This is a genomic window from Methylomonas stagni (assembly GCF_050154735.1).
Lineage (GTDB): Bacteria > Pseudomonadota > Gammaproteobacteria > Methylococcales > Methylomonadaceae > Methylomonas > Methylomonas koyamae_A.
Map to the genome: position 1 here is coordinate 2,916,526 of NZ_CP189557.1, position 25,370 is coordinate 2,941,895.

Annotated in this window: 17 protein-coding genes and 1 riboswitch; of the genes, 6 read left to right on the forward strand and 11 right to left on the reverse strand. The window is 52.9% G+C overall.

The genetic code is table 11. The annotated features are described in order from the left end of the window. Positions 1-5: 5 nt before the first annotated feature. The 4 genes from ACP4CD_RS13515 to ACP4CD_RS13530 form a co-directional block, all read right to left on the reverse strand. Positions 6-1,391 carry a sigma-54-dependent transcriptional regulator gene (locus ACP4CD_RS13515; protein ID WP_064025728.1) on the reverse strand — a complete coding sequence of 462 codons (1,386 nt, stop codon included), beginning with the start codon at positions 1,389-1,391 and terminating at the stop codon, positions 6-8. A 6-nt stretch (positions 1,392-1,397) separates the two neighbouring features. Beyond that, positions 1,398-2,336 carry a cation diffusion facilitator family transporter gene (locus tag ACP4CD_RS13520; RefSeq protein WP_064025726.1) on the reverse strand — a complete coding sequence of 313 codons (939 nt, stop codon included), beginning with the start codon at positions 2,334-2,336 and terminating at the stop codon, positions 1,398-1,400. A 66-nt stretch (positions 2,337-2,402) separates the two neighbouring features. Beyond that, a complete protein-coding gene (locus tag ACP4CD_RS13525; RefSeq protein WP_426991280.1) occupies positions 2,403-3,830 on the reverse strand; it encodes an ATP-binding protein in 1,428 nt (475 codons plus the stop codon). Positions 3,831-3,979: 149 nt separating this feature from the next. After that, complete coding sequence (locus tag ACP4CD_RS13530; RefSeq protein ID WP_426991281.1) at positions 3,980-5,596, reverse strand: OprO/OprP family phosphate-selective porin; 1,617 nt, start codon at positions 5,594-5,596, stop codon at positions 3,980-3,982. Between the two features lie 1,046 nt (positions 5,597-6,642). Here ACP4CD_RS13530 and ACP4CD_RS13535 point away from each other — a divergent pair. Then, positions 6,643-7,410 (forward strand): symmetrical bis(5'-nucleosyl)-tetraphosphatase, encoded by a 768-nt coding sequence (locus tag ACP4CD_RS13535; RefSeq protein WP_426991282.1) that lies wholly within the window; start codon positions 6,643-6,645, stop codon positions 7,408-7,410. Between the two features lie 277 nt (positions 7,411-7,687). On the opposite strand, the gene ACP4CD_RS13540 is transcribed toward ACP4CD_RS13535, so the two are convergent. Both ACP4CD_RS13540 and ACP4CD_RS13545 read right to left on the reverse strand, forming a co-directional pair. Then, entirely contained in the window at positions 7,688-8,434 is a 747-nt protein-coding gene (locus ACP4CD_RS13540; protein WP_426991283.1) for a VIT1/CCC1 transporter family protein, read from the reverse strand. Between the two features lie 44 nt (positions 8,435-8,478). After that, entirely contained in the window at positions 8,479-9,237 is a 759-nt protein-coding gene (locus ACP4CD_RS13545) for a cytochrome b/b6 domain-containing protein (protein WP_426991284.1), read from the reverse strand. Between the two features lie 21 nt (positions 9,238-9,258). On the opposite strand from ACP4CD_RS13545, the gene ACP4CD_RS13550 reads away from it, so the two are divergent. Next, complete coding sequence (locus tag ACP4CD_RS13550) at positions 9,259-9,759, forward strand: helix-turn-helix transcriptional regulator (RefSeq protein ID WP_426991286.1); 501 nt, start codon at positions 9,259-9,261, stop codon at positions 9,757-9,759. Between the two features lie 116 nt (positions 9,760-9,875). Here the strand turns inward: ACP4CD_RS13550 and ACP4CD_RS13555 are convergent, their stop codons facing one another. After that, positions 9,876-12,890 carry a hypothetical protein gene (locus tag ACP4CD_RS13555; protein WP_426991287.1) on the reverse strand — a complete coding sequence of 1,005 codons (3,015 nt, stop codon included), beginning with the start codon at positions 12,888-12,890 and terminating at the stop codon, positions 9,876-9,878. After that, positions 12,887-13,204 carry a DUF4347 domain-containing protein gene (locus tag ACP4CD_RS13560; protein ID WP_426991288.1) on the reverse strand — a complete coding sequence of 106 codons (318 nt, stop codon included), beginning with the start codon at positions 13,202-13,204 and terminating at the stop codon, positions 12,887-12,889. The genes ACP4CD_RS13555 and ACP4CD_RS13560 overlap by 4 nt, the downstream gene beginning before the upstream one ends. A gap of 695 nt (positions 13,205-13,899) precedes the next feature. Between ACP4CD_RS13560 and ACP4CD_RS13565 the strand changes: the two genes are divergently transcribed. Beyond that, entirely contained in the window at positions 13,900-15,147 is a 1,248-nt protein-coding gene (locus tag ACP4CD_RS13565) for a hypothetical protein (protein WP_281022255.1), read from the forward strand. Positions 15,148-15,824: 677 nt separating this feature from the next. Here ACP4CD_RS13565 and ACP4CD_RS13570 read toward each other — a convergent pair. Beyond that, positions 15,825-16,478, reverse strand: coding sequence for a hypothetical protein (locus ACP4CD_RS13570; RefSeq protein WP_426991289.1), 654 nt, complete (start codon positions 16,476-16,478; stop codon positions 15,825-15,827). 1,580 nt (positions 16,479-18,058) lie between these two features. Here ACP4CD_RS13570 and ACP4CD_RS13575 point away from each other — a divergent pair. Continuing rightward, a complete protein-coding gene (locus ACP4CD_RS13575) occupies positions 18,059-18,205 on the forward strand; it encodes a hypothetical protein (RefSeq protein WP_426991290.1) in 147 nt (48 codons plus the stop codon). 126 nt (positions 18,206-18,331) lie between these two features. On the opposite strand, the gene ACP4CD_RS13580 is transcribed toward ACP4CD_RS13575, so the two are convergent. Together ACP4CD_RS13580 and ACP4CD_RS13585 are read right to left on the reverse strand one after the other, a co-directional pair. Beyond that, positions 18,332-19,810, reverse strand: a complete 1,479-nt coding sequence (locus tag ACP4CD_RS13580; protein ID WP_426991291.1) for an esterase-like activity of phytase family protein — start codon at positions 19,808-19,810, stop codon at positions 18,332-18,334. A gap of 37 nt (positions 19,811-19,847) precedes the next feature. Continuing rightward, a riboswitch (cyclic di-GMP riboswitch) is annotated at positions 19,848-19,926 on the reverse strand. Positions 19,927-20,532: 606 nt separating this feature from the next. Then, on the reverse strand, positions 20,533-21,177 hold the full coding sequence (locus ACP4CD_RS13585; protein WP_281022252.1) for a hypothetical protein: 645 nt from the start codon (positions 21,175-21,177) through the stop codon (positions 20,533-20,535). A gap of 391 nt (positions 21,178-21,568) precedes the next feature. Here ACP4CD_RS13585 and ACP4CD_RS13590 point away from each other — a divergent pair, with 391 nt between their 5' ends. Then, entirely contained in the window at positions 21,569-22,042 is a 474-nt protein-coding gene (locus ACP4CD_RS13590; RefSeq protein ID WP_281022251.1) for a hypothetical protein, read from the forward strand. 1,192 nt (positions 22,043-23,234) lie between these two features. Continuing rightward, positions 23,235-25,337 carry a right-handed parallel beta-helix repeat-containing protein gene (locus ACP4CD_RS13595; RefSeq protein WP_281022250.1) on the forward strand — a complete coding sequence of 701 codons (2,103 nt, stop codon included), beginning with the start codon at positions 23,235-23,237 and terminating at the stop codon, positions 25,335-25,337. Positions 25,338-25,370: the final 33 nt, after the last annotated feature.

The window sequence follows — 25,370 nt, forward strand, 5'->3', positions numbered from 1 at the left end:
ACGGATTATTTGCATTTCAGATTGTATTTCTGGACCCGATAGCGCAAGGTTTCGCGCGTCGTGCCCAACATTCGGGCCGCGGCGGTGACATTTTCGTCGGTCCGGTTCAACACTTCCTGGATCACGAATTTCTCGATGTCCTGCAAACTCAAGCTGCCATCCAGCGGCAAATAAATACCGTCGCCGCGCACGCCCGCCGATGTTTGACCGCCGAGATCCGGTAACTGCAACCATTGTTCCGGAAAATTCTCATCGCTGGCCAACAGCACGCAACGCTCCAACACGTTGCGCAATTCGCGGATATTGCCCGGCCAGTCGTAACGCTTGAGCGCCTGCCAGGCCGTTTCGGAAATATTGCGGACGTTTTTGGCCGACTTGCGATTACTGTCGGCGATGAATATCGGCACCAATTCGTCCAAGTCCTGTTTACGCTCGCGTAACGGCGGCACCCGCAGACTCATCACGTTCAGCCGGTGATACAAATCCCGCCGAAACTGCCCGTCCCTGACCTTTTCGGCCAAATCCAGATTGGTTGCGGCGATGATCTGCACGTCAATGTCGATTTCGGACTCGCCGCCCAAGCGACGAATCCGCAAGTCCTCGACGGCTTTCAACAGTTTGGTTTGCAGATCCAGATCCATCTCGCCGATCTCGTCCAGAAACAAGGTGCCGGTATGGGCTTGCTCGAACAGGCCGCGATGGCGCTTCTTGGCGCCGGTAAATGCGCCGGCCTCGTAGCCGAACAACTCCGATTCCAATAATTCCCTGGGCAAGGCCGCGCAATTGATTTCGATCAACGGCGCGTGGGACCGCGCGCCGGCGCAATGCAGGATACGAGCAATCAAACCCTTGCCGGTACCGGTTTCGCCGCTGACGATCAGACTGGAAAACGGCACTTGGGCAATCTGCGTCATCATGCCGCGCAGCGCCACCGACGCCGGACTGCCGCCGATCAGCGCGTCGACGCTGTAGCGGCGCTGTTGAGCCGTTGCCTGCTGCAATACTCGACGCTGTGCCCTGGCGCTACGGGCCGCGCCCTCGACCAACAAATTCAAGCGCTCCAATTCGCAGGGCTTTTCGACGAAATCGTAAGCCCCCAAACGCACCGCGCGTACCGAATCGGCGACGCTACCGTAACCGGTCAAAAACACCCATTCGCTGCTGCAAGCGTTTTTATCCTTGATCCGCTCCAGCAAATCCAGAGCGTTGCCGTCGGGCAGATTCATATCCGACAAAACCACGAGCGGATCAATGGCCTGTTTCAACAAATGCTCTTCGGCTTCACGTATCGATTCGGTCACCGAAACTTCCCAGTTCTTCTTTCGGAAAAATCGGGCCAGCTCCGAGCCGAGCAGGGTTTCGTCCTCGATAATCAGCAACGTGTCGTTCATATTCGGTCAGTGCTCCCAGGAGGCCAAATCTTCAATCGGTTCCAAATGGGTGTCGATGTCGATGTTATCGAAGCAATCCATCAAACGGCTTTCGATTTCCTCCAGCAAATCGTGGCCTTGCTGGACGCTCCAACCACCCGGTACCAAAACGTGTACCGACATGAAACGCCGCGCGCCGGCGTAGCGGGTACGCAAGGCGTGGTAAGCGATACCGCGCTCGACCGCGTAATGTTCCAACACCTGGATAATTTCCCTGACTTCGTCCGGCGCCATCGCCGCGTCCATCAGCCCGGCAACCGTCCGAGTAATCAACTGAAATCCGGCCCAAACGATTTGCACGGCCACCAGAAACGCAATCAGCGGATCGAGCACGTCCCACCCTGCGAGTCCCAGTTGGTGGGCCAGCGCCAGTTCGCGATCGTAGCGGTTGGCGACCGCGATCAGCGCAATGCCGCCTAAAATGCCGACCGTGGTCCAGACGTCGGTCATCAGATGCTTGCCGTCGGCCTCCAGAGTAATCGATTGACGTGAGCGCCCGACACCAATCAATATGCGCGCCACCGTCAGATTAATCAACGACGCGAACACCGACACCGCGATACCTAAGTCGAGCTGCTGCAAAGCTTGCGGGTGCCAAAGCCGTTCCCAGGCGGCAAAAGCGATACTGCAAGCCGCCAACACAATCATGATGCCCTCGGCGCCGCTGGAAAAATACTCGATCTTTTCGTGGCCGTAAGCGTGGCTATCGTCCGGCGGCCGGGCCGATACGCTCAGCACGATCACCATGATGATCGCGGCGACCAAGTTAATCAGCGATTCCAACGCATCGGACAGTAAACCGACCGAATCGGTCAACCAGTAGGCGTAACTTTTCAGCGCTATCGTGCTCAGCGCGGCCGCTATCGATAGCCAGCCGTAAGCCGTCAGCGAATTGGATTGAGACATAGGCGGAAAAACCATGAAAAAAGGCCGACTAGTCTAGCAGTTGCTGGCCGCCAAGCCCAAGCCGATCTAAACGGTCACCGGCAAATTCAGTGTAACGCAAGCGTGACCGTCCGGGCTGTTGCGCAGATCCAGCCGGCCTTGCCTATCCTTGACGAAGCGTTGCACCATCGCCAAGCCCAAACCGCTGCCGCCGTCCTTAAGGCTGACGAAAGGGCGAATGCCGTGCCGCAGGAAATCGCCGCTAAAGCCCGGCCCGCTATCGCTCACCGTCAATAGCAAGTGCCCGTTTTCGACCCTGCCGGTGACTCTGACCGTGCCGCTATTGGGGCCTATCGCCTGTATCGAATTCAACAATAGATTGAGCAACACTTGCCGGAACTCGCTTTCCGGCAGGAATACGTGAATGTCGGCGTCGATTTCGCAATCGAATCCGATATTTTCCTGGGCCTGATACTTCAGCAAGGTCAGCAGTTCGGCGACGACCGGCGCGACCGCGATCCGCTGCGCCGCCGCATCGTTACCGCGCGCCGAAGCCAGTAAATCGTTCAAATTGCGCGTCAAGCGCTGCACTTCACGATAGACCAACTGCATGCGTTCCGCCAAATCGCTGTCGCGGCATTCCGCCAACATATTTTCCAGCGCCAGTTGGATGCTGGCCAACGGATTGCGCAACTCGTGGGCGGTGCTGGCCGCCAATTCGGCCAGCGCCGCCAATCGCTCGGCCTTGGCCAATTGCTGACTGCGTTCGAGCAATGCGTGCGTGGTTTGGCGCACCCGATATTCCAGCGACGCGGTATGTTCCAAATGCTCTTGCTCCAATTCGACCAAGCGAGACACCAGATGGTTGTAGCGATCGAATAACGAATGCATCAACGGATCGGAGGTGGTCCGGGTGATCGGCTTCATTTCACCTTCGGCCAGACCGGACAACAAGGCTTTCAAAGCGTCCAACGGCTCCAAGACATTATTTCGGAAGAAGTAACTAACCACCCAAAGCAACAGGAAGGGCAAAATAACCGCCAGCTGCATTTCCAATTGGCCGTCGTCCTCAATGTTGATCAGCAGCTTCTCTTCCTCCATGGCTTGCTTGTCCAGCACCTGCTTGATGACCTGCAAGGCTGTCAGCAGATTGGTGCGATCGCCTTGCACCGCCTTGGCGAATATGTCCTGCAATTGCTGCAAATCGACCGGGATCGCCGCATCGTAATCTTGCAGACTATCCAGCAGTTGCGCCTGAATCGCGGCCTTTTGGGCCTTTTCGGCATCGCTGACGCCTTCCTCGGCCGACAAGCTGAGCTGCAAATGCAATAGTTCGAATATCGTTTCTTCCAGATGCCGCCCGCGGCCAATGTCCTGCTCTATGGTATGAATGCGTTGATCGTTCACCCAGGTCAGCCGACCGATGGCGGCCAATTCGCCAACCACCAGGATGCCCAGCACGAAGCTGACGAAAATGACAGGACGGAACAGCAACTGGCGCATCGTGGGGTACATAAACAACTACCTTGCAGTCAATGAATGCCGGCAAATTTACCACGGTACTCTGTCTCACCCAACGCACCATAAAAAAACCGCCTCGTCCTTTTCAGGAATCGAGGCGGCTTTCGGTGATTAGCAGGCATCCTTGCCCAACGAAACGGCAACTACCAGTCAACTTGCGCGCGCAATTCAACCACGTCGAAGTTGGAACTGTTATAGGCGCGAGCACGAGCGTTCGCCGAGCCGTTTGCGGCGTTAATTACGCCGGCAGTGTCGATATTCAACGCATGGACAAAGTTAGCCATCATCCGAATATGCGAGTTCGGATACCAGTTAATACCGAACTTGGCGGTTTGCGCACGACCGCCGTTGATGCCGCCGTCGATCAAGTTCAAATAATCGTAACCGGCCGCGAGTTCCCAAGCGCCCCAGCCGCCGCGCGCACTGAAGTTGCGGTTAGGCTTGATTCTATCCCAAGCGCCGGTAGATGTTTTGTACGCTCTCGATTCGCCGGTCAGGAAGTAGCTGGCGTAACCGTACCAACCGTTCAACATCTCGTCGTGATAACCTTTACCGGAAACGTTGGCCTGAATGTATTCGGCTTGTGCCGAGAACGGACCGTAGACCAACGCGGTTTCACCACCGAAACGAGCTATGCGTTGGGCAATTCTGGAACCGTTGGTAGCGGTTAAGTTACCCGTGTTGAGAATATAGGTTCTATCGACATTGGTGTTGATCTGGTTGCCGAAACTGATGCCGCCGTTGCTGAACGTACCGTTCGCCAGGAAATTATTTTCAATCTGGCGCTCGGAACCCGACAAACCGACATGCAAAAACTTGGTTTTGTCTTCGAACCAAGGCAGACCGGTCACCCGGCCGGTAACGCCCCAACCGGTATCGCCGGAGCCGTTATTGCGGTTGGTGTTACCCATCGCATTCAAGGAACTGGTGCTGCTCGTCGCGCCGCCCGAGCCGACCGATTCGGTCTGCAATGCCATATTCGCGGTCCAACGCGGTTCCGAGTAACCTAAACCCAAGCCGACTTTGTAAGCATTGTCGTTATCCGAGAACGTATTAACCACGTTATTACGCTCGATGAAGGTCAAATAGCGGTTGCTGGTGGCTTCTTCCATGCTGAACGGTTCTTTGAACTGACCAACTTTCACTTGAAACGGCGCGTAGCCGTTCCAAGTCAGGAAGGCGTCGGTTAGACCACTCGCCACCGTACCGTTGCCGCGCGCAAAGTCGTATTCGAACTTGTAGCCGAAATCCTTGTAATAACTACCCTCGATACCTATCCTCGCGCGACGGATGCCGGCACCGTCGGCCAATTGATTCGTGGTACTCGCCCCGGTCGGGTCGGCGATACCGTGGTTGCTCAAGCCCGAGACATTGGTTTGCGAATCCACTTGCATACGGCCGTTGATCATCATTTCGAAATTGCCGTCCTTGCTTTCGAACTTGATGCCTTTTTCGTTGATTTGCAACTCGCCGTATTTCTCGTCCTTGACGTGTTCGTCCAACGCTTTCAATTCGTTGTTTTTCAATGCCAATTCTTCCTTAATGTGCGCGATCTCGGCTTTCTGTGCGCTCATCTCGGCTTTTTGGTTTGCACCGTCTTCCACTCGCTCGAACGAGCCCAGCTTGGCCCGGCCCGGACCCGGCTCGGCAAAAATCTGCTGGGTTTTTGTATCCACGTATAAGTCCAATGCCAGTGCTTGACCGGCCGTACCGGCGCCCAACACCGCCGCCACCGCCAAACCCAGTTTAGAAAACTTCATTTCGATGTCTCCGATATTTAATAAAATCAACACATTACCGAGCCGCTTTCGGCTGTTCGGCGAGTTGGGAGGCATTTTAGGCAGGCAATATGACAACTTTGTGACAGCGTGACAGCAACGCAAAAAAACGTCGTGTTTTTGCGACAAGGTCCACGATGCCGAAAACTAATTCGAGTAGCTATTCGGAGGGCGTTTGGCGGAAGGCGGTTACCAATGCCTGACGTTAAACGGCGACAGTCCATGTAAGTCATTGGCTGAGCTGGCAATCCACGCCGCTGGCTGAGCGGACAATATAGCCGCTGGCTGAGCGGAGTCGAAGCCAGCCATTTCGCTTCGACTCCGCTCAGCGAACGGCATCTTGGACATCAAGGTGTATATCCCCCCGTTTCGAATTCTACTTTGTCGGATATGTTTAAGGCCGCCATGCCAGCCGGGAAACGGGTATCCAGTGCCCGGAAGTTAAACGGCGACCGTCAATGTCAGCCGCTGGCTGAGCGGGCATTGCAGGCCTGTGGCTGGGCGGACAATATAGCCGGTGGCTAAGCGAACAATGTAGCCGCTGGCTGAGCGAAGTCGAAGCCAGCCATTTCGCTTCGACTCCGCTCAGCGAACGGCACCTTGGACATTCAGGTGTTTATCCCACGTTTCGAATTCTACTTTGTCGGATATGTTCAAGACCGTCATGCCGGCCGGGAAGCAGGCATCCAGCGCCACGGATGGTTGGCTTAAATCCGTCCATGGCGTCCGGCTCGGAATGGAACCCAAGCGGGTTGGCACCGCCGGCCACCCCACTCGTTATCCGCCCCTTATCGCGAGCGCATGCCCGGCTTTTTGTCGCAGTTCCGACAAAGCAAGCCGCATAATCAAGCAATCGCCGAAGGGAATCGCCATTCGGCATACCGCTTTCAACCGAAGACCAAGCGCGCCCCTCAGTAAATTCAAGTGCTAGAGTCAAATAATCGACGACCCAACATCGGACAGCCGAACTGGCATCCAATTTGATAGCCAAATCGAGTGCCCTTAACGATTCCCCTCGGAACTAGACCATGACGATTTATGCGATAGGTAGTATCGACGGCCATTTCAGTGCTTTGCGCAAATGCTTGGAAGATGTCGGCTTCGATCCCGCAACCGACCGCTTATGGCTGACCGGCAACCTGGTCGGCGCCGGGCTGGAATCGCTGGAGGTTCTGCGTTACGTCAAGGGACTGGGAAAAAGCGCGGTCTGCGTGCTGGGCAACCAAGATCTGGAATTATTGATGCAAGCCGCCGGCTTCTCGCCCGCTCAAGGCAGCCACCGCGCGGTGCTGGAAGCCCCGGACCGCGACGAATTACTGAATTGGCTGCGCCGACGAGGCCTGATCCACCACGACAGCAAACTCAATTACACCCTGGTCCACAGCGGCATTCCGGCCGAATGGACCCGTAGCCAGATGTTGACCTTTGCCTACGAAGTCGAGTCGGTACTGTCGCAGAGCAACTATCTGGCCTTTCTGGAGAACCGCAAACAGGATCAATCGCGCTGGCACGCCAAGTTACGCGGTTGGAAACGTTTGAATTACATCGCCAACGCACTCACTCAAATGAAATATTGCACGGAACAAGGCAAGATGGATTTCCAAGCTCGCGGCCCGGTTTCCGCACAAGCCGCCGGTCTGATGCCATGGTACCGCTTGCCGGACCGGCCTACCGCTAGCCAACGCGTCGTGTTTGCCGACGACGCGGATTTTCAGGACGAGCCGTTTAGCGGCGCGGTACCGCTGCCGGCCGTCGGCGCGCCATCGGCGTTGAGACCGTTGGATGCCGCGGCTTAGCAAGCTAACGCCGTCGCGGATTCCAGCCAAATACAGAAATGCCGATTCTGCTCACCAGCATCGGCACATTTTTGCGGTTCGCACCACGAAGCTTGAATTTCCTGAATCGACTTTTTGGCTTGGCTCCCCGATAGTTGGCGCCCAAGACTCGCCATGACCCACAGATATTCCGGCGGTTTTGAGTGGCGGAACTGCACTGGCAGGTTTCGATTGAAATGCTTGCCGGCTTAGCACTTGTAAGCGGTGACGTATGCATCCGCCTGCGCGAGCTACGCCCTCAAGCGGTTGCCGCACCGAACAGCAAACCGACGCCGGCGGTTACGATCATCGACAACATCCCCCAAAACGAAACCCGTCCGACCGCCAACCACACCGATGCGCCGCCGGCCCTCGCGGACAGTGCGCCCAACGACATCAGCGCCAGCAAGGAAATCGCCCCCACCGCACTAATCATGGGCAATGCATCCGATCCGCCGGCCGCCATCAGCCATCGGCTGACTGGAGCTAACGGCAAATGCGGGAAAATCATCGCCATCGAAAGCGGCAACAAAGCGCCCAGCGAAAATGTCAGAGCGGAGACGATACTAGCCTGCAGGGGCCTAGCGGCGGCAACATCCGTTAGACCCAGCTCATCCCGCGCGTGGGCCGCCAAAGCATCGTGCGCCATCAATTGTTCGGCCACTTGTCGAGCCAGTTCGGGTTGCAGCCCTCTATTCACGTAGATCGTTGTCAATTCGTTTAGCTCGTGATGGCGATTTTCCGCCAACTCCCGCGCTTCCCGCTTTAAATCCGCTTGTTCGGTATCGACTTGCGAGCTTACCGATACGTATTCGCCGGCCGCCATCGACATGGCGCCGGCCATCAGTCCGGCAACGCCACTGACCACTATCGATTGCGGGTCGGCATGGGAGGCCGCCACACCGATAATGAGGCTCGATACCGACACAATGCCGTCGTTGGCGCCTAACACCGCGGCCCGCAACCAGCCGATTCTCCCCGCATTATGGAATTCCGAATGTTTCAACTTGACTCCTAGCCATCGATAATGTCGTAGCGGCGCTTGCGATTCTATTGATAAGTGTCATCGATGTCTTTTTTACCCGTCAGCATGGCTTTCACCAAGTTTTCTTTGTCGACGCGGCTGGAAACCACGACACCTAAAACATGCAATAACACCAGCAACAATGTCGAATTGGCAAAAAACTCGTGCAACTCTTCCCAAAATTCTTCGCTTTGTTGATCCTCCCGTTCCCCGGCATCAGCTGATTTGCCATCCTCATCGTCGTCCTTAGCCTCGTCCGCCTTGGCGGCGGCAATAAATCGGAATGACGTTTCCGCGTGCCCTATCGATACCGCGAAAGGTCCTTTATTGTCTTCTACCGCGTATAACTTCATGCCGGTCAACGCGGTTCCGCTCAAACTCAAGAGCAAGGCGATCACCATCGCGCCGCCGGCCGGATTGTGGCCAATATAATGCTGCGGCTTTCCGGCGGCTAAGTTTTTCAGATACGCGAATACCCTGGCCGGCGAGTAAACAAAACGGCTGAAGCGTGCGTACTTGCCGCCGATCAGCCCCCACGCCAATCGAAGCAGCAGGTAGCCGGCAACGCTATAGCCGGCCCAAACGTGCACGATCATAAGGTCGTCTTCGGTCAGATAGGCGGTAAAGAAGGCAAGCACCAAAGTCCAGTGTCCAATTCGAATCACTGGGTCCCATACGTTCACTACTTGTTTAGCGTTTCTCATGACATGTCTCCAACCGGATGTCCGATACGAATTAAGTTGGAACGAATAGTGGGTTAAACTGCGACTTTTAACATCCGTCATCCGACGGATAAGCGACGATCCGTGGCGTTAATCGACGATAACAAACGTTTCAGCCTGTGGGCCATAGCCGTCAGCCTATTGGTTTTCGTGCTGATCGCTATCGATCTGCTCGGGGACTATCGAGACGGCGTGTCCTGGATGCACTTGCTGACCGAAGTGGTCATTTTGATGTTGTCGCTGGCGGGACTGGTCTACTTCGGCCGGCTAAGCTACCAACTCGCGCAGTCTAAAATTTCCGGACTGACCCGGGATTTGGCGCTAGCCGAGCAACAAGCCCGGCAATGGCGGGAAACCAATCGCGAACTGGTCGCCGGGCTGGCTGCTCAAATTCAGAAGCAGTTTGATCTTTGGCATTTGACGCCGGCGGAAGCGGAAGTCGGCTTGTTGATTTTGAAAGGCCTCGGTCTGAGCGATATCGCCGAGCTGCGGCGGACCAGCGAACGCACCATACGCGACCAAGCGCAAGCGGTTTATCGCAAGGCCGGGGTCGCCGGACGCAGCGAACTGTCGGCCTTTTTTTAGAAGACTTACTCCCGCCGCGATAAGCCGCCGACATCCGCCACGCCGGGTAGCGGCAAGCAAACCTCGGACGATTCGCGCGCCTACAAGCCCGGCACCGGGCTAACGCCTCCGGCCGCTCATGCAATCCAAAGGTCGGTCGCGACGACCGGGCCATGGTTGGCCACTAAAACGATCGGTACCGCCGCCGTGCTGCCGGTACCGTCGGCATCGTAATACAACGTCCCGGAGGATGGATCGTATACCACCCTGTCGCTGGCATCGTGGGCGTTAGCGCCCAGGTAAAACCGCTCGTCGTCCATCGCCAATCGACCTAAGCCGCCAATGTTCTTACAGACGGCATCGTCCAGTTGAATACGGTCGGTTCCGCTAGCGAAATCCAGCATGCTGTCGAGATTGGCCTTCGAAAACTTGGTATCAAAAACGAAGATGTCCTCGCCATCGCCGCCAATCAACACATCCTTACCTTTCAAACCGCGTAGTACGTCGTTGCCGCCGCCGCCGTCCAGACGATTACCGACGTTGCCGCCGCTTAAATAATCCGCTTGATCGCCGCCGATCAGGTTTTCTATTCCGACGAAACGGTCGTTGCCCACGCCGGTCGCTTGCGCGCCGCTGGTCAGCAAACTCACCGATACGCCATTACCGGCCTCGGCAAAGGTGACGGTATCGATACCGGCCCCGCCGTTAAACAGGTCGTCGCCCAAGCTACCGAGCAGCCAATCGTTGCCGGCTCCACCCAACAGGCTGTCGTTGCCCAAACCGCCGTCCAGCGTGTCGTCGCCGGCGGCACCGGTCAGTACGTTGCCGCCGCTATTGCCGGTGATCGTATTCGCCAAGCTATTGCCTTTCCCGGCGATGGAGTTGGCGCCGGTCAGTGTGAGATTTTCCAAAAACTTGGTCAGCGTAAAGCTAACGCCGGCTTCCACGGTATCGACGCCCTGCCCGGCGAGTTCCACGATTTTATCCTTGAGATTATCGACGATATAGGTGTCGTTACCGGCCCCGCCGATCAGGTTGTCGGCGCCGGTCCCGCCGTCGAGCCAATCGTCGCCAGCCAGGCCGTTCAACGTATCGTTACCCCCCAAACCGAAGATCGCATCGGCCCGGTCCCCGCCAAAATAGCCTATCGCGTCATCGTTTCCGACCGTGGTTGCCACGGTATGGATGGTGATTTGAACCGGACTGCTGGTCTGCCCCTCTCCGTCGCTGATGCGGATCGTCAGAACCCGCGACTCCGAATTATAGGAATTGGCTTGCGGGTCGTTTTGGTAGGCCAAGGCTTGGATTAATGCCTCGATCGCGGCCGGCGTCGCATAGTCCGTCGTAAAGTGGCAAACCAATCGCCCGCCGTGCGCCCCGTTCTCTATCGCATCCAACTCGGCAAACACATGGCCGTCGAAGGACAGCGCCCGTCCGGACACTCCGATACCACCCACGCCATCCACGAAAGACAGATTGTCGCTATATGAGCCCGCGAAATAGGGATCGTAGGAAACCAGTAACTGCCCGCGCACCAAGTTATTGGTAATAGCATCGCTGACACCGACATCGCCGTCCACGATTTGCGGCGTCCGGCTTTGGAACGGCCCGGCGAAGGTCGCATCGTCCACGCCCGACAGCACCGGCAATTGATTCGCCGCGAACGTCAAATGACGGTCATCCTCGACGGTGGCTAGCTCGAGCACGTTTTTCCGCAATTCGGCGGCGACCGCGGCACTATCGCCGCCGAATTGCGAGTCGCCCCAGGTCACTACCGAACCGTCCGCCCGCAACGCGGCAAACGCCACGCCACTGCTGACTAGTTGCACGACATCGACCGTACCATCCAATGCGGCGCTGACCGTACTACTGTCGCCGCCGGTGAACGCATAGCCCCACGTCACCACCGAGCCATCGGCCCGCAACGCGGCAAAGGCGCCATTCGTGGCGCAAACGTTCACCACGTCGATAGTCCCGTCGATTTCGTCCGCCACGGCCGAGCTGTCGCCGCCGTATTGCGCATCGCCCCAAGTCACGACCGAGCCGTCGGCACGCACCGCGGCAAACGCATTCTCGGTCGCATAGATTTCCGCCACGTCCACCGTGCCGTTCAGCGAGCTTGCCACGGAACGACTGTCGCCACCGTCGGATGCCCGTCCCCAGGTCACCACCGAACCGTCGGAACGCAATGCCGCGAACGCATACAACGAGGAAAAAATCCGCACCACGTCAACAGTGCCGTCCAATTGATCGGCAACCGCGCCGCTGTTACCGCCCCAAGCCGATTCGCCCCAAGTCACCACCGAACCGTCGGCGCGAATAGCGGCGAAGGATACGAAATTCGCCGCGATGCTCAGCACATCCAGCGAGCCATCGAGTTGACCGGCGACCGTGCTGGCATCGCCGCCGAACGGTGAAAATCCCCAAGTAACGACCGAGCCGTCGGCGCGAAGCGCGGCAAAGGCGTAGCCGGTAGAGGAAATGTCCACGACATCGACCGTACCGTCCAACTGACCGGCCACGCCGCTGCTATCGCCGGCATAATACGACGAACCCCAAGTCACCACCGACCCGTCGGCACGCAAGGCGGCGAAATCCTGACTGGTTGAAAACACTTGTTCCACATCGATCGTGCCGTCCAGTTGCGCCGCGATCGGGTCCGAACTGTTGAAAGCGGCGATGGAACCCCAGGTCACCAACGATCCGTCCGCGCGCAACGCCGCAAACGCGCCGAATTGGGTCGAGAACATTTGTAGCGCCGGCACGCTGCCGTCCAGCGCTTGCATCGCGTCGCGGTAATCGCCGAGGCTTGCGCCCCAAACCGACACGGAACCGTCCGCATGCAAGGCGGCGAAACTGGCGCCGGACGAATACACATGCACGACATCCTTCTCGCCGTTGAGCTGGCTAGCCATCTCCGGGGAATAATCCGTAGTCCCACCCCAGGTTATCACCGCACCATTCGTTTTAATCGCGGCAAAACTAAACGAATTTTGCCATGCACCGGCCGTGTGGCTTGGAAATAACCAGGTATTGGCATCATTGATATTGTCCAGCAAGCCGGAGTCGGACAGGCTGGGCGCCTGTGCCTCGGTCTCTCCTGCTTGCACTTCAAGCAGGCTGTTACCGCCCAAAGCCGACAGGCCGGTCATGTCCGCCGCCGCCACGCCGCCCCCGTCAAGTCAGCTAACCGCCCGAGAAACTGTCTACCGTCGTCGCCGTTAATTTCGCTAGCTCCCAAAGACAAAGCGGCCTCGCTGCCGCGCGAGTACGGATGGATTGCGCTCAGCCGATCGTATCGAGCCAATGCCTTCAAAATTTGTTCCACCCCGTCGCTCGCGGCATCCAAAACAACGGTATCTATCATGCCCGCCAATTGCACGCACGGGGCTTGCCAACCGTCAATCCGCTCGTCGATAAAAGCAATTGGTTTAGCATCCGGATATTTAATGGCGGCGGTTTCCACGCACGGTCCTTTTTTAGGTTTTAGGCTGAGGTTACTGGAATACGCGCTTCAATCCTGGCTCCGGCGCAACCAACACCACCCTTGCTCCGTGAGGAGCCATAAGCCGCTTGCCAAGCAGCGAATCGAGATTAGATTCGAAACTGAGGTGTAACTAGGCAATAGTAAACGATAGCGCCGGTTGAATGCGAGTTAATAGGGCGGTCGTTATCGACTGCGGCATCGCCCTCCAAACGCAGTCTTTTCAATGACGTTGCGCCCACACGACATAACGACAACGAATCCCTCCGATGGGCTCGACCTTTTGATGGCAGATCATCCTTGAAGCAGGTCGTCAAAGAAATTCCAACACTATTGTCGCTTGCGCGGCGCGAGATAACGCTATTCAACGGCCAAATGAGTGGATAGATCCGCTGGCGAATGCCCTATTCCGCGTTGCCCGACGCAATACCGATAGTTTCATGCAACAGGCCAAGCCCAATAACCATAATGTTTACAAGATAAAATTGACATAGTTTACGCACTAGAGCTAAGATTATTTTCAACTGGCGATCAGATGGAATGGAGGATATGTCGAGTAATTATTACGTTACGTGAAAAATTCCGGAGCTAAAAAGCTAATTGCCTTAGCAGGCTCGGCGGCTGAGTATCGAAACTTGAGTCCGCAAGTAAAATACCATTTAATCTTGGAGCGATGTATGGCTACATTTTATCTAGTAAACCATGCGAAGTTTTTTCTGGAAGTAAGTCTTCTTGCTGCCTCTGTGTCAATGGGCAATATGGCTCATGCAAGTTTACTCTATCGAATTCAGGATTTAGGGCAAGGTTTTGCAGAAGACATTAATGACTCCGGACAGACAAGTAGAACGGGTGTGAATTCAACAAATCATAACTTCGTCGTGCACGCCATCAATGCTTTTGGGCAGGTAACCGGGTGGTTTGAGACAGCCCCAGATAGCGAGTACCACGCCTTCGTTACCAACAGCAATAGACAAATAATCGATTTGGGAACCTTAGGAGGCGCCATCAGCTCTGGAACCGGTATTAATAATATTGGACAGGTAGTAGGATGGTCGGATACCACTTCTCTTGGCAACTACCATGCTTTCGTCACCAATATAAACGGGTCTATGACCGATTTGGGCACCTTGGGCGGCGATCGAAGTCAAGCACAAGATATTAATAACTCAGGACAGGTGACTGGGTGGGCAGAATTGGTTCCGAATGTTGGAGGGGACCACGCCTTTAGAACCGATATCAACGGTTCCATGACCGATTTGGGTACATTGGGTGGATATGAGTATTCTAGCCGTGGAAATGCTATTAACGACTCAGGCCAAGTGACGGGGGCCTCCGATACAGGCAATGGTAGCCTGCATGCTTTTGTTACCGACACTAGCGGACAAATGATAGATTTAGGCGTTTTAGCTTTGGGCGAAGGGAATAGCTTTAGCGAGGGCTACGATATCAATAATGCGGGCCAAGTAGTCGGTTCTTCTTGGAATTCCTCTGTCGGCATACAAAGCGCCTTTGTAACTGACAACGACGTCATGCTTGACCTTAACTCGTTGATGGTAACAGGAACGACAGGTTGGCATCTTGTGATAGCGTTAGGGATTAATAATTTAGGCCAAATTGTGGGGCGAGGCGATAGAGAAGTCACTAGTTATTGGTGTTTTAGAGGCACGTGTCAGCCCTATACGTCGACAGAATCACATGCCTTTCTATTAACACCGGCAACTGTCCCAATTCCATCTGCAGCTTGGTTGTTCTGTTTTGGCTTGATCGGGATAGCCAGTTTCAATAGCACGAATGCTAAAATCAACGCATTCAGCTTCATGCGTCGGAAGCCATTCAAATCCGCAACCCGGCGCACAACCCAAACATTTGTCAGCCCGTTTGGGCGGGACAAGGAGCCCAGCCCCATCAATTATCTGACACCGTAGGACGCTTAAAATGCGAAACCCCAAGGGCTTTGCGCGCTCGGGGTTCGATGGTATTTGCTCAGTATGTTGATTGCACGAATCAATAAAGGTCGTAACGACCGGATTCAGATGTATAAGTTGGCGACACTGTAGAAAACCCCCTTGCCATCTAGGCTGTTGGAAATCGTTAACGAAATCGCTGTATCGTTCCCGTCCCTTTGTATTAAGTGTAGCTCAATCTTATCGAAAATCTACAAACTTCTGGGGAGACACAATTAAAACATAGTAGAGCGGGCAAGCTCAACATGCATACACTGCCAATTCAGTCAGACAATTTTAACCCATGTCGTTCGGTTTCTACCAAAACCTAACCAGACGGACAAATAAGCGCCTTACAAAAAGTTAGCATGTGTTTTCGGTGTCGCGTCCCTGGGTGGATACTGGACTGAGAGCCATCTATACATTCAGACTTGTTGTTATTCGCTTAGAATCGAGAAAACCCGGAAAGCATCGCGGCACACCATAAAGTCATTCGAAAATCCAATTTTTACGCCCATATTGTGGAATAACGAGCCCAGCTGGACTCGTCGGAAACATTGGAAGTCGCGTCAATTTTCCCGATTTTTCAGGCTAGGGATTGCCGAAAATCTTTCACAAAATACCGACTTTTCAGGCATAGTTCCAGAATGCCCATCTCCTTAAATGCATGTTCGCCCTGAGCAAAGTAGCGATAGACGCCGTGTTCTGGGAACAAAACATAGCCCTGAGGCAAATAACCAAAATGCAGCCGGAACCGGCACAGCGAAAGCTTCAATATGATAAGAGTATCCACCTAGCGCACTTGGTTGAAAGCCATCCAAGATAATTTTTCCATTTTGTATAAAGCCCGTCAGCTTCGGTATTTCGTATTGGTTAAAATCGAAATAATAATTACACAGCCCATACGGAACATTACACGCAGAACCGTTTTCCAAAGAATTCGGCTCAACATTAAAAGTGGTATAAATAGGGAATTGAAGACCTGCTGACACGTGATTCTCAGTAGATATATATGGCTCCCAAAAGAAAACACCATAATCGTTTACCAGGTAAGCATCCGGTGTAGCGATGTCATCATCAACATCGAAAACCCAATAGGCATGCGCAAAATTAACCTTAAACGACCCAGAGAGTCCTTGAGTCTGAGGAGATGACGAACTATCCAAATAAGTCATCGAACTTAAATTTTCATCGACAATATATTCGTTAGTAATCGTCGGATCAAGACCCGCATCCACCACGCTTATACTCCACGCCGGGATGGCAAAAAACAAAAGACTTACCGCATAAATATTAAGCGCCATCATTTTCATAAAATCCTCCATAAAATCGCCACATGATTAAAAAATTGATTTTTTATGTAGCACGCGCCACCCAATACCAGGCTCCCACCAGCTATAAAAAGAAGCGCAACATATAAAAAATTTAATTCCTGGTAAAACCGACTATTAAAATAGCATGTAGTTTATAAGCTCGGTTGCTCTAAATACCCTGACAAGTAACCGACGGCTTATCTATATTGTCACTGTATTCTTATCAAAATCCGTCAGCAAAAATAAAGTACCGGTTTATATCCCGTACCAACTAGCCCGATACATTAACAAACATCTCGCAGCTTCGCCATGAACTCTTGAGTGATTCGCTTGTACACTTCATGACAATCAAGCCAAATACCAATCAGAAAACGCCCTCGTCTAACGCACGAATTCCGTGAGAATATAATTCACCCTAAGCCCCAGTTGATAAAACCTAACCGGCCAAGATTGAAATCAAACCACCCTAGCTTTTTATTAAAATAAACAACTGTAGAAAATGAATTTTCAGTTTATAACATAAAATTCGAATAAGTTGAAGCGCTAGAATGAGTAGCTCCAATCCATTCCAAAGGACATCTTTTCAAATCACATATCTTGAACTTAAATGCGTAAGCGATTGATGAACCACGACAGCATATAAGCGCCTTACAAAAAGTTAGCATGTGTTCTCGGTGTCGCGTCCCTGGGTGGATGCTGGACTGAGAGCCATCTATACATTCAGACTTGTTGTTATTCGCTTATCAAACAGCAACAGCGTTCGAGCTTGAGCAGGCGACTGCGGCAACATGGTCTTGCAATCAGCACGTTCTACACGCTGAAGCAGCGAAGTGTCGGCCTCTTTATCTGGAAGACTTACTCCCGCCGCGATAACCAAGCATCTGGACTGCCGCGCCCGGCGGCCCCAACATTGTCGCAAAAGCAGGCATCCAAGGACTTTACAGTCTTCAATAGGACTCTGTCGGAATACAGCCTTACCAGCCGCTCCTCGACGTTGCATACACATCGACCGGCCATCCAATCTAACAACTTAAATCTGTCTTCATGGTATCGCAGAACACCTTTTCGGCACAATGGGGCTTATGGCCGACAAGACGCCGAATCCAATTAACCATCAGAAAAAAGATACCATTCGACGTAACCAAGCTGCGAAATTCAGGATGGCCTTTAGCTTGCTAAACGAGGCCGCTTATGAAATAAGCGTTACTTGATACGGCTTCAGTTATGTACGATCGGCTGCGCCGTATCCCGCTTGATGGGTGGGATTAACGGTTCAAAAGCGTAATACGCCTATCAATTCTGTCAGCTATACCCGCGATCGGGTCGAGAGACCGAAATCGTACCGGTAATCTCTCCCGCGCCAGCCCCCAAAAACACGAAACCCCGAAGATTTTAAGTCTTCGGGGTTCGTTGGTATCTCTCGGTATTTTGATTCTACGAATCAATAAAGGTCTTTACGACCGGGTGCAAAATATAAGTTGAAGACACTGTCGCAAACCTCCTCGTCATCTAGACAAATAAAGATCGTTAACGGAATCGCTGTATCGTTCTAGTCCCTTGGTTTTTAGTGTAGTTCAGTCTTGTCAAAAATCTACAAATTTCCGCGCGAAGCGATCACCCCCTTGCCCGATCAGCGCTTCGTATGGCATTGGTATTGGTATTGGTATTGGAAACGTAGGGTACGCACCGCATACCGCATGATCTCCGCCACCACGATGAGCTTCTAAAAGTACGCGGTGCGTACCCTACGGCCTTGACCGTTCATCCTGAACCTGTCCAAACCCTAGATGAAGGCACGCCCTCTGATAAAATCAAAGCCAACGGGTATTTAAATACCGGGTTAATAATTGATATCAGCAGCGGTTTTTACGCACCGAACGACCTACAAAGCCCATCAACGCGCTACCGAACAACCAAACCGCTCCGGGTACCGGCACGGCCGAGAATTGCTGAGCCTGATAGTTAAGCTCGGAATCGGCGAACGCAAACACATAAAACTGGTTGGTGCCGGCAACGTTAGGCAAAAAGTCGTTGTCGTTGGCGACGAACAAGGTGTGATACAGCACGCCGCCATCGGTAATGTCCCTACCGAAGGACACGCCTTCGAGTTTGGCCGGAATCTTGTCGCTGCTGATACCGTTGGCATTCAGGGATTTCACGACATCCAAGAACAGCGTCTTCGGCACCGCAGTGGCTTGTAAAGCGGCGGTACTACCTGAAAATGCGGAAATGTCGGTAGCCCCGCTAAGGTCGATTTTAAACAATTGCTTGACCGCCGCGCTGTCGCCATTGCCCAGGCCGCTACCGTCGCGCTCGTCCACCAAAAACTCGTGGTCGTTGATCGCAACGATTTCGCTAACGCCGGAACCCGTGGTCAATTGATAGGCATATTCATGGGTTGCGCCGGTGGCGATGTCGATGGTCACGATGCGGTCGATGCCGGACTTTTTGCCGTCCTGCAACAAAGGAGCTTGCATGATGCCGACCAAGGTTTTGCCGTCGGGCGTCAATGCCAGACCTTCCATGCCTTTGTTATCGACGCGGCCGCTGGTGTTGCTTTCTTCGGTTTTGCCGACCGGACTCAATTTCGCTACATCCAAATTGGCCGGCAGATTGAAGACGCGAATGCGTTGGCCGGTTGCGCGGTCGAATTGATAAACATAAGGACCGTATTCGTCGGAAATAAACACGCTTTTGCCGTCGTTGGAAACGCGAACGCCTTCCGGATCGAAGCGGGCGTTGCTGGCGTTGGCGGACGAAGCGTCGGGAATGCCGGTCAATGGATTGGCGGAACCGAAGTTATCCGATCTGCCGGTGAAATAGTAGGTGTTATTCGCCGCGTTCAGAGCCGGCGCGCCATTGCCGACCGGCGTGACACCGTCGATTTGCTTGCCGACGCCTGCGCCATAATTTAAAGCGGTGGCACTGGACAGCAATGTGGTCGATACCAATTTAGGTGCCAAATTGTATGCCAAGCCGGTGCCGGAATGGTTAGTGCTCAAGTCCAAACTCAAGGTTTGAAATCTGGAAATGTACGAAGCGGTATCGTCCAAACCGCTGTTGTACGCGACCGCATTCGGGCCGCGATCCGGCGTGGCGATGAAAATATTGCCGCCGGCATAAGCCAATCCGGAGCCTATGCCGCCCAAATAATTCGCGGCAACGCCGTTTTCCAGGGTGCCGGTCAAGCCCGATAAATCGGCGTTCAAGCCCGCACCGCTGCCGGACAAGCTGCCGATGGCGATCAGGTCGCCGGAAGCGATCGACGCACTGGCAGCGTTGGAAAAAGCGGCGGCCGCGATGGCGGCGGCTAATAATGACTTCGTTAACATCGGGGTCTCCGTTAGTGTCTTAGTGAGAGTTGCTCAGCATGGCAACTCGGCTATCGCGACAAAACGGACCCGTGGTTTTCCGTCCCCACCTTGCGATGGGTTTGGCTTTAACATCGAGTTATTTTGATAATTACATATTGCAAAGCGATGACAACAAGCCAACATCCGCCTCTACCTTTGATTCGTCGCTGATCGGTTCTGGCGGCCTCGGTGAAATCGAGGCGTATTCGATTGACGGAAGATTGGTTTGATCCTAAAAAGGGCAGTTGGTGTGTATTGCGGGCCTTTCGTGCTGAGCAACGTCGAAGCATGGACGGCTCGCAATACACTTGCCAAACGGGTGAATGAAAAATCCCGCGCGCCCTTCGACAAGCTCAGGACGAACGGAATTTTTCATCGCCAAACTGCTCTTTTTAGGTTGATAGCCTCATTGGAATCGAGGTTTCGGCGTTCAGCCATCGGTTGCGGAGGGTTTCCGGCGACTTGAAAGTCATTTTGCCGACCGCCAACCGGGGTTTGATGATCGGATGCCCCCTCCATTTGCCGAAGGTTGGTTTGGTAGGCCTGCAAGCTCGATTACATCGAGACCACATTCGATTTGCGCGGCTTGGTTTTTGGCGGCGGGCGCTTACGTCTCAGCTCAATCCGTGAACCAGCGACAATATGCCGCACATAAAAAAGCCGGCATTAGCGCCGGCTTTTTAGGAGAGCAATGCGTAAGCCTAGGCTTTCAATGAACGGCGGCGTTGCACACCCAATACGCCCAACAAACCGGTCAGGAACGCCCACGCTGCGCCCGGCAACGGTACAGTGGCGGGCACGATGGGCGATACGCTCAAGCTACCGGTATACGTACCGCTATTAAATGCCAACCCTTGCACTTTCAAGAAGTAATTGCCCGCACCGATTACCGGGACGTTGTTCAACGTAATGGTATTGAACGTCGTCAACAATGCTTGATAGAACGACGGGAAACCGGGGATCGGCAAAGAAACCAAAGTCGGCGCGGACGGGCTCGAGAAAGAACTCAACGAACCGGTCGCAACGAGAGCAGCGGACGAATCCAGCAGCTCGACACTAGCGCTGGCGACGCCAGTGGTACTCGTCACCAACGGTGAAGCAAAATCGCTAGTCAAGCTGACCACGGTTTGTATGGATTGAAAGCTCAAGGCGCCGGACAAGTTGTAGGCGCTATAGGCGTTGTCGATCGCAAAGCTGTAAACGTCCTGAAACGAACCGTCCGCAACCGAATGGTTGATCACGGTTGCCGAAGCCGGCGTTAAAACGGTACTCGCTTGGACCGCCGATACGCTGGCTGCGGACAACACAACAACGCCGGCCAGCAGAAGTGATTTTACGACTTGCATGAATTTAACTCCTGAATGATTAAACTTGCGTCACAGTTTACGGAGTCGGTAAAGCAAGCAACATTAGACCAAAGTACATCGCGGTAATCCAGGGAATAACAATCGATCGCCCCCCTTATAACCCGACAAAGCCGCCAATCCCAGCAGAAACATGCATTATTAGGCGAATTATTTCTCATGTTTGCTAGAAATTACTTAAACACTAACTATAATCGGAGCCGAGTCCAGGGAATAATCTAAATTGAGGTCGATTTTAAACCATATCGACGACTTACTGATGCCAAAATCTAACACCTTTCGTATCTCCCAAAACTCAAATTAATCTAGCAGGTGCCTTGCTGCTCCGACTGCAACGCAAAGCACTTGTCGGCTTTTACCCTTGGAGGTTGCCATGGCTACAGAATTGATCAAAGGGGAATTACTCCCCGAACAACAAGAAGCTGTATTGAAGGCTTTTGCCGATATACAAGCTCAACTACCCTTTTTAATAGACCTGTCGACAGAAGACCGCCGGGGCTTACCCAAGATGGGCGACAAAAGCCGGGCCTTCGTTGATCAAGGCCTGGCATTGGCAACTCAAAACGAAGGCATTTTGCCGCGAGCCTTCGATCTGGACGAATACCGCGCCGATGTCGAAATGGTCAGGAAAATGGAACCGATCATGATGACCATGAGGCAATTGATGAAAAAAATGGAGGATACGTTTTTAGCGGCAGGCAGCGATGCCTATACCCAAACACTGCATGTTTATCACGCTGCCAAACTGGCCGGTAAGGACGGCTCCCTGGACGAACATCTGGATAGCCTAGGTAAACGCTTTGCCCGCAAGACACCAGGCTCTTCATCCGACAACAACGCCAAATAGCGTTCATAACCAAAACCTAATTAATTGGTTCGGGCTAAGCCTCACGCGGCGCATCCTTCTGTGCAACAGATGGTATCTGAGAACCGGGTTTATCAGCCGCATTTTTGGCGGCTTTGCCGGGAACTCCCCGGCAAAGCCGACTTATTTCTTTCGACCCGGATGGACAAACCTAGGTGAAACCGAAGAGACTGACTCCGGTTTGATGGCTAAACGCTAACACCTCTGACGATCTTCGCGTTAAAAAGCCGATATTCGACAGAAACCCCTACGCAAATTTGCCAACTGCGATCGACAAGATCTAATGAATAAATTGCCTCGATCGCTTCTCCTCTGTTTGGTTGACAAGCAGCATTCGACCTCTAGTTGCCACAATTCTTATGTCATTTACATTCAGCGGACTAGTCCCAATATGCCTCCATGCTCCACACACTTTCACGCGACTATGCCTAACATCCAGAACTCTCGGATGAACAACCAAGGTCCGCCGCTTGATACGCAGATGCCCCTGGTTAACACCCAGGCGCCGGTTATTAAAACCCACCCGGCTACGATGAACACTCAGAGTTCTGTTTTGACCAGCGGAATGCCTCCGATGAACACTCAGCGCTCTCCGGCAAGCAGCCGGCAATTGATTACAAGCAGGCAGCACCCGCCGATGACAAATCACGCATGCGTTGTAAATCTGAAAGGCCCGGTATCAAACAGAGGCCGTCCGGTATTCAAATAAGCCGCCTGATTGCTAAACAGTCGAGCCTGCCTGTTAATATCAGAAGTCTGATTTGTAAAATCAGGCGGCTTACTGTTCATCATCGACCCTTGGGTATCGGCGACAAACACCTGGGTACTAAACATAGACGTCTGTTTGTTGAAATGTGACGACCGCTTGCTCAATCGGGATCATGCCATATCAACGCACATCCTCCCACTCCCCGCACAGAAAGGCTTTATTGTCAACGTTCGACGAATCGGCATGCAGGCATCTATGATGCACAAAACCTAGTAGCGCGCAAAGAGTTGGCAATATTGACCTTGTATGTTATATACAAAGATGTCCCAGTCCTGAAATAATTGTCCAGTACCCTCGCGTCCAAGGACGGAAATACCAATCCCCCTGTCCAGCAAATTTTTAACCGCTTGCAAACCGTGGTCGGCGAAACATTGGAATGCAATATCAGATTTTTAGGAGAAGTTTATGTCAATAAGACTATTGTTTAGCGTAGTGTCGCTTTGTTTCTGTTCGGTATCACTTGCCAAAGACCTGTATGTGGCGAGAAATGGCGACGACAGACTGGATGGCTCTTCCACCGCAATCAATGTTTCAGCGAAAACCGGACCGTTCAAGACTCTTAACAAAGCGCAACAAGCCATACGCGATCTGAAAGCCGCCGGACAGTTGACAGAAGCGGTGACAGTACATATTGGCGCAGGCACCTATCAGTTGAAAACACCATTGGAGTTTACCGATGCCGATTCGGGAGAAGCCGGTAAGGAGATTATCTGGTTAGGCGAAAAAGGCGCCACGTTGGTTACCGGCGGCCTACTGTTAACAGGCTGTCAAGCTTACGACGCCGAAAATCCCGAACAAATTCTCAGTTGCCCTCTGGACGCCACAGTCGCCGACAGCATAACCGCCGAAGACAACAGCCGCATCAAGGGCAATGGCCCGGCTTTCGAGCTTTTCGTCAACGACTCGCGGATGCAGTTGGCAAGATGGCCGGATTACGGATGGGCCTATGTAAAAACCCCGCTAGATGATCGCACCCAATTTAAGGTTTACCAATCCCTACCTGCATTTTCCGGGGATTTAAGCGACTCACAAGTGCATATTTTCCCAGGCAACGATTATTACGACCAAATCGTTGGCGTGAAGACGTTGGACTTGACCAATAACCAGATCACACTTGCATCATCGACAAATTACGATTTAGGGGAAGGACGACGTTTTTATTTACAAAATGCCGAAGGTTTTTTGAACCTCCCTGGCGAATGGTTTTACGATAAAAACAACAAGCAGTTACTGCTTATCCCACCGAGCGGAGTAACTCCAAAATCAATCGCCATTTCTTCAACCAAGAATTTAATTATTCTAACCGGCACACACTATCTTGGCTTTAAAAATCTGACCTTCAGGCATAGCGCAGGCGACGCCATTGTCGCCAGCGATTCGAACTCGATTATTTTCGATAATTTGGAAATAAACAATATCGGCGCATCGGCAATCAATGCCAAGCAAAGCAACACCGATGTCATCATTTCCAATAGCGATATTCACCATACTGGTACTGGTGCAATAGCTCTTTACGGAGGCGATCGACCTACCCTACAAGCCTCGGAAAATAGAATTTATAACAATAGAATTTATAATTACAGCTCCAAGTTGTTGATGATTTACGGGGTTACGGTTGGAGGAGTTGGCGCACATATTTCTCATAACCTTATTGCGCAGGGTACGGGTGGGGCGATACTTTTTTCCGGCAACGACAACGTACTCGAAAAGAATGAAATTTATTCGATTTGTCAGGCCGGCAATGATTGCGGCGCAATCTATGGCGGCAGGGACTGGACATTTCGCGGAAATATTATCCAATATAACTACATCCATGACTCTTACGGTTACGGCTTAAGCCTAGTCGATATACCTAATAATATCATTCGGTATACCTATGAAGGCGCTCGCGGCATTTATATGGACGACGGCCTTAGTGGCACGACAGTGCTCGGCAATTTGCTGGTCAACGCCGGCAGCCGCGCAATCCAACTGGGTAATGGCCGGGACACCTTAATTTTGAACAACGTCATTAAGACCAATAAATCTGCGATATTCGCCGGACTATATAGCCCCTATTATAATTGGGAATGGAATCGCGCTTCTTTAAATACCATGCCAATTAACAGTGTATTATGGAAAACGAAATATCCTGTTTTATCCGAACCGATGGCTCACGACACCTGGATGGAAGGAAATACCATCCAGAATAATGTTGTAATTTCTACCGCTTATATGGGTTACTCCCTTGTGTACCATTTGCCGAAAGAAAGTAATACTATTGGAAAGAATATAGTCTGGCACGCCAGCAGCGACATCAGAGTCAATTACAAGGTACCGGACACTGGAGCAGAAAAAGGGGGAGCACTCTGGAGCGATTGGGTCAACCAAGGGGTTGAAGTCGATAGCATCAATGCCGACCCTTGTATCAGCATCGAGGGCAGGAGCGTAAAGCTGGTCTGCACCGACTCGCCTGTCAATTTGCTAGGAATAAAGGGATTACCGTCCGACATGGGACTGACCCAATAGCCATGCTAAAATTGTGGTCAAGCACATTAAATT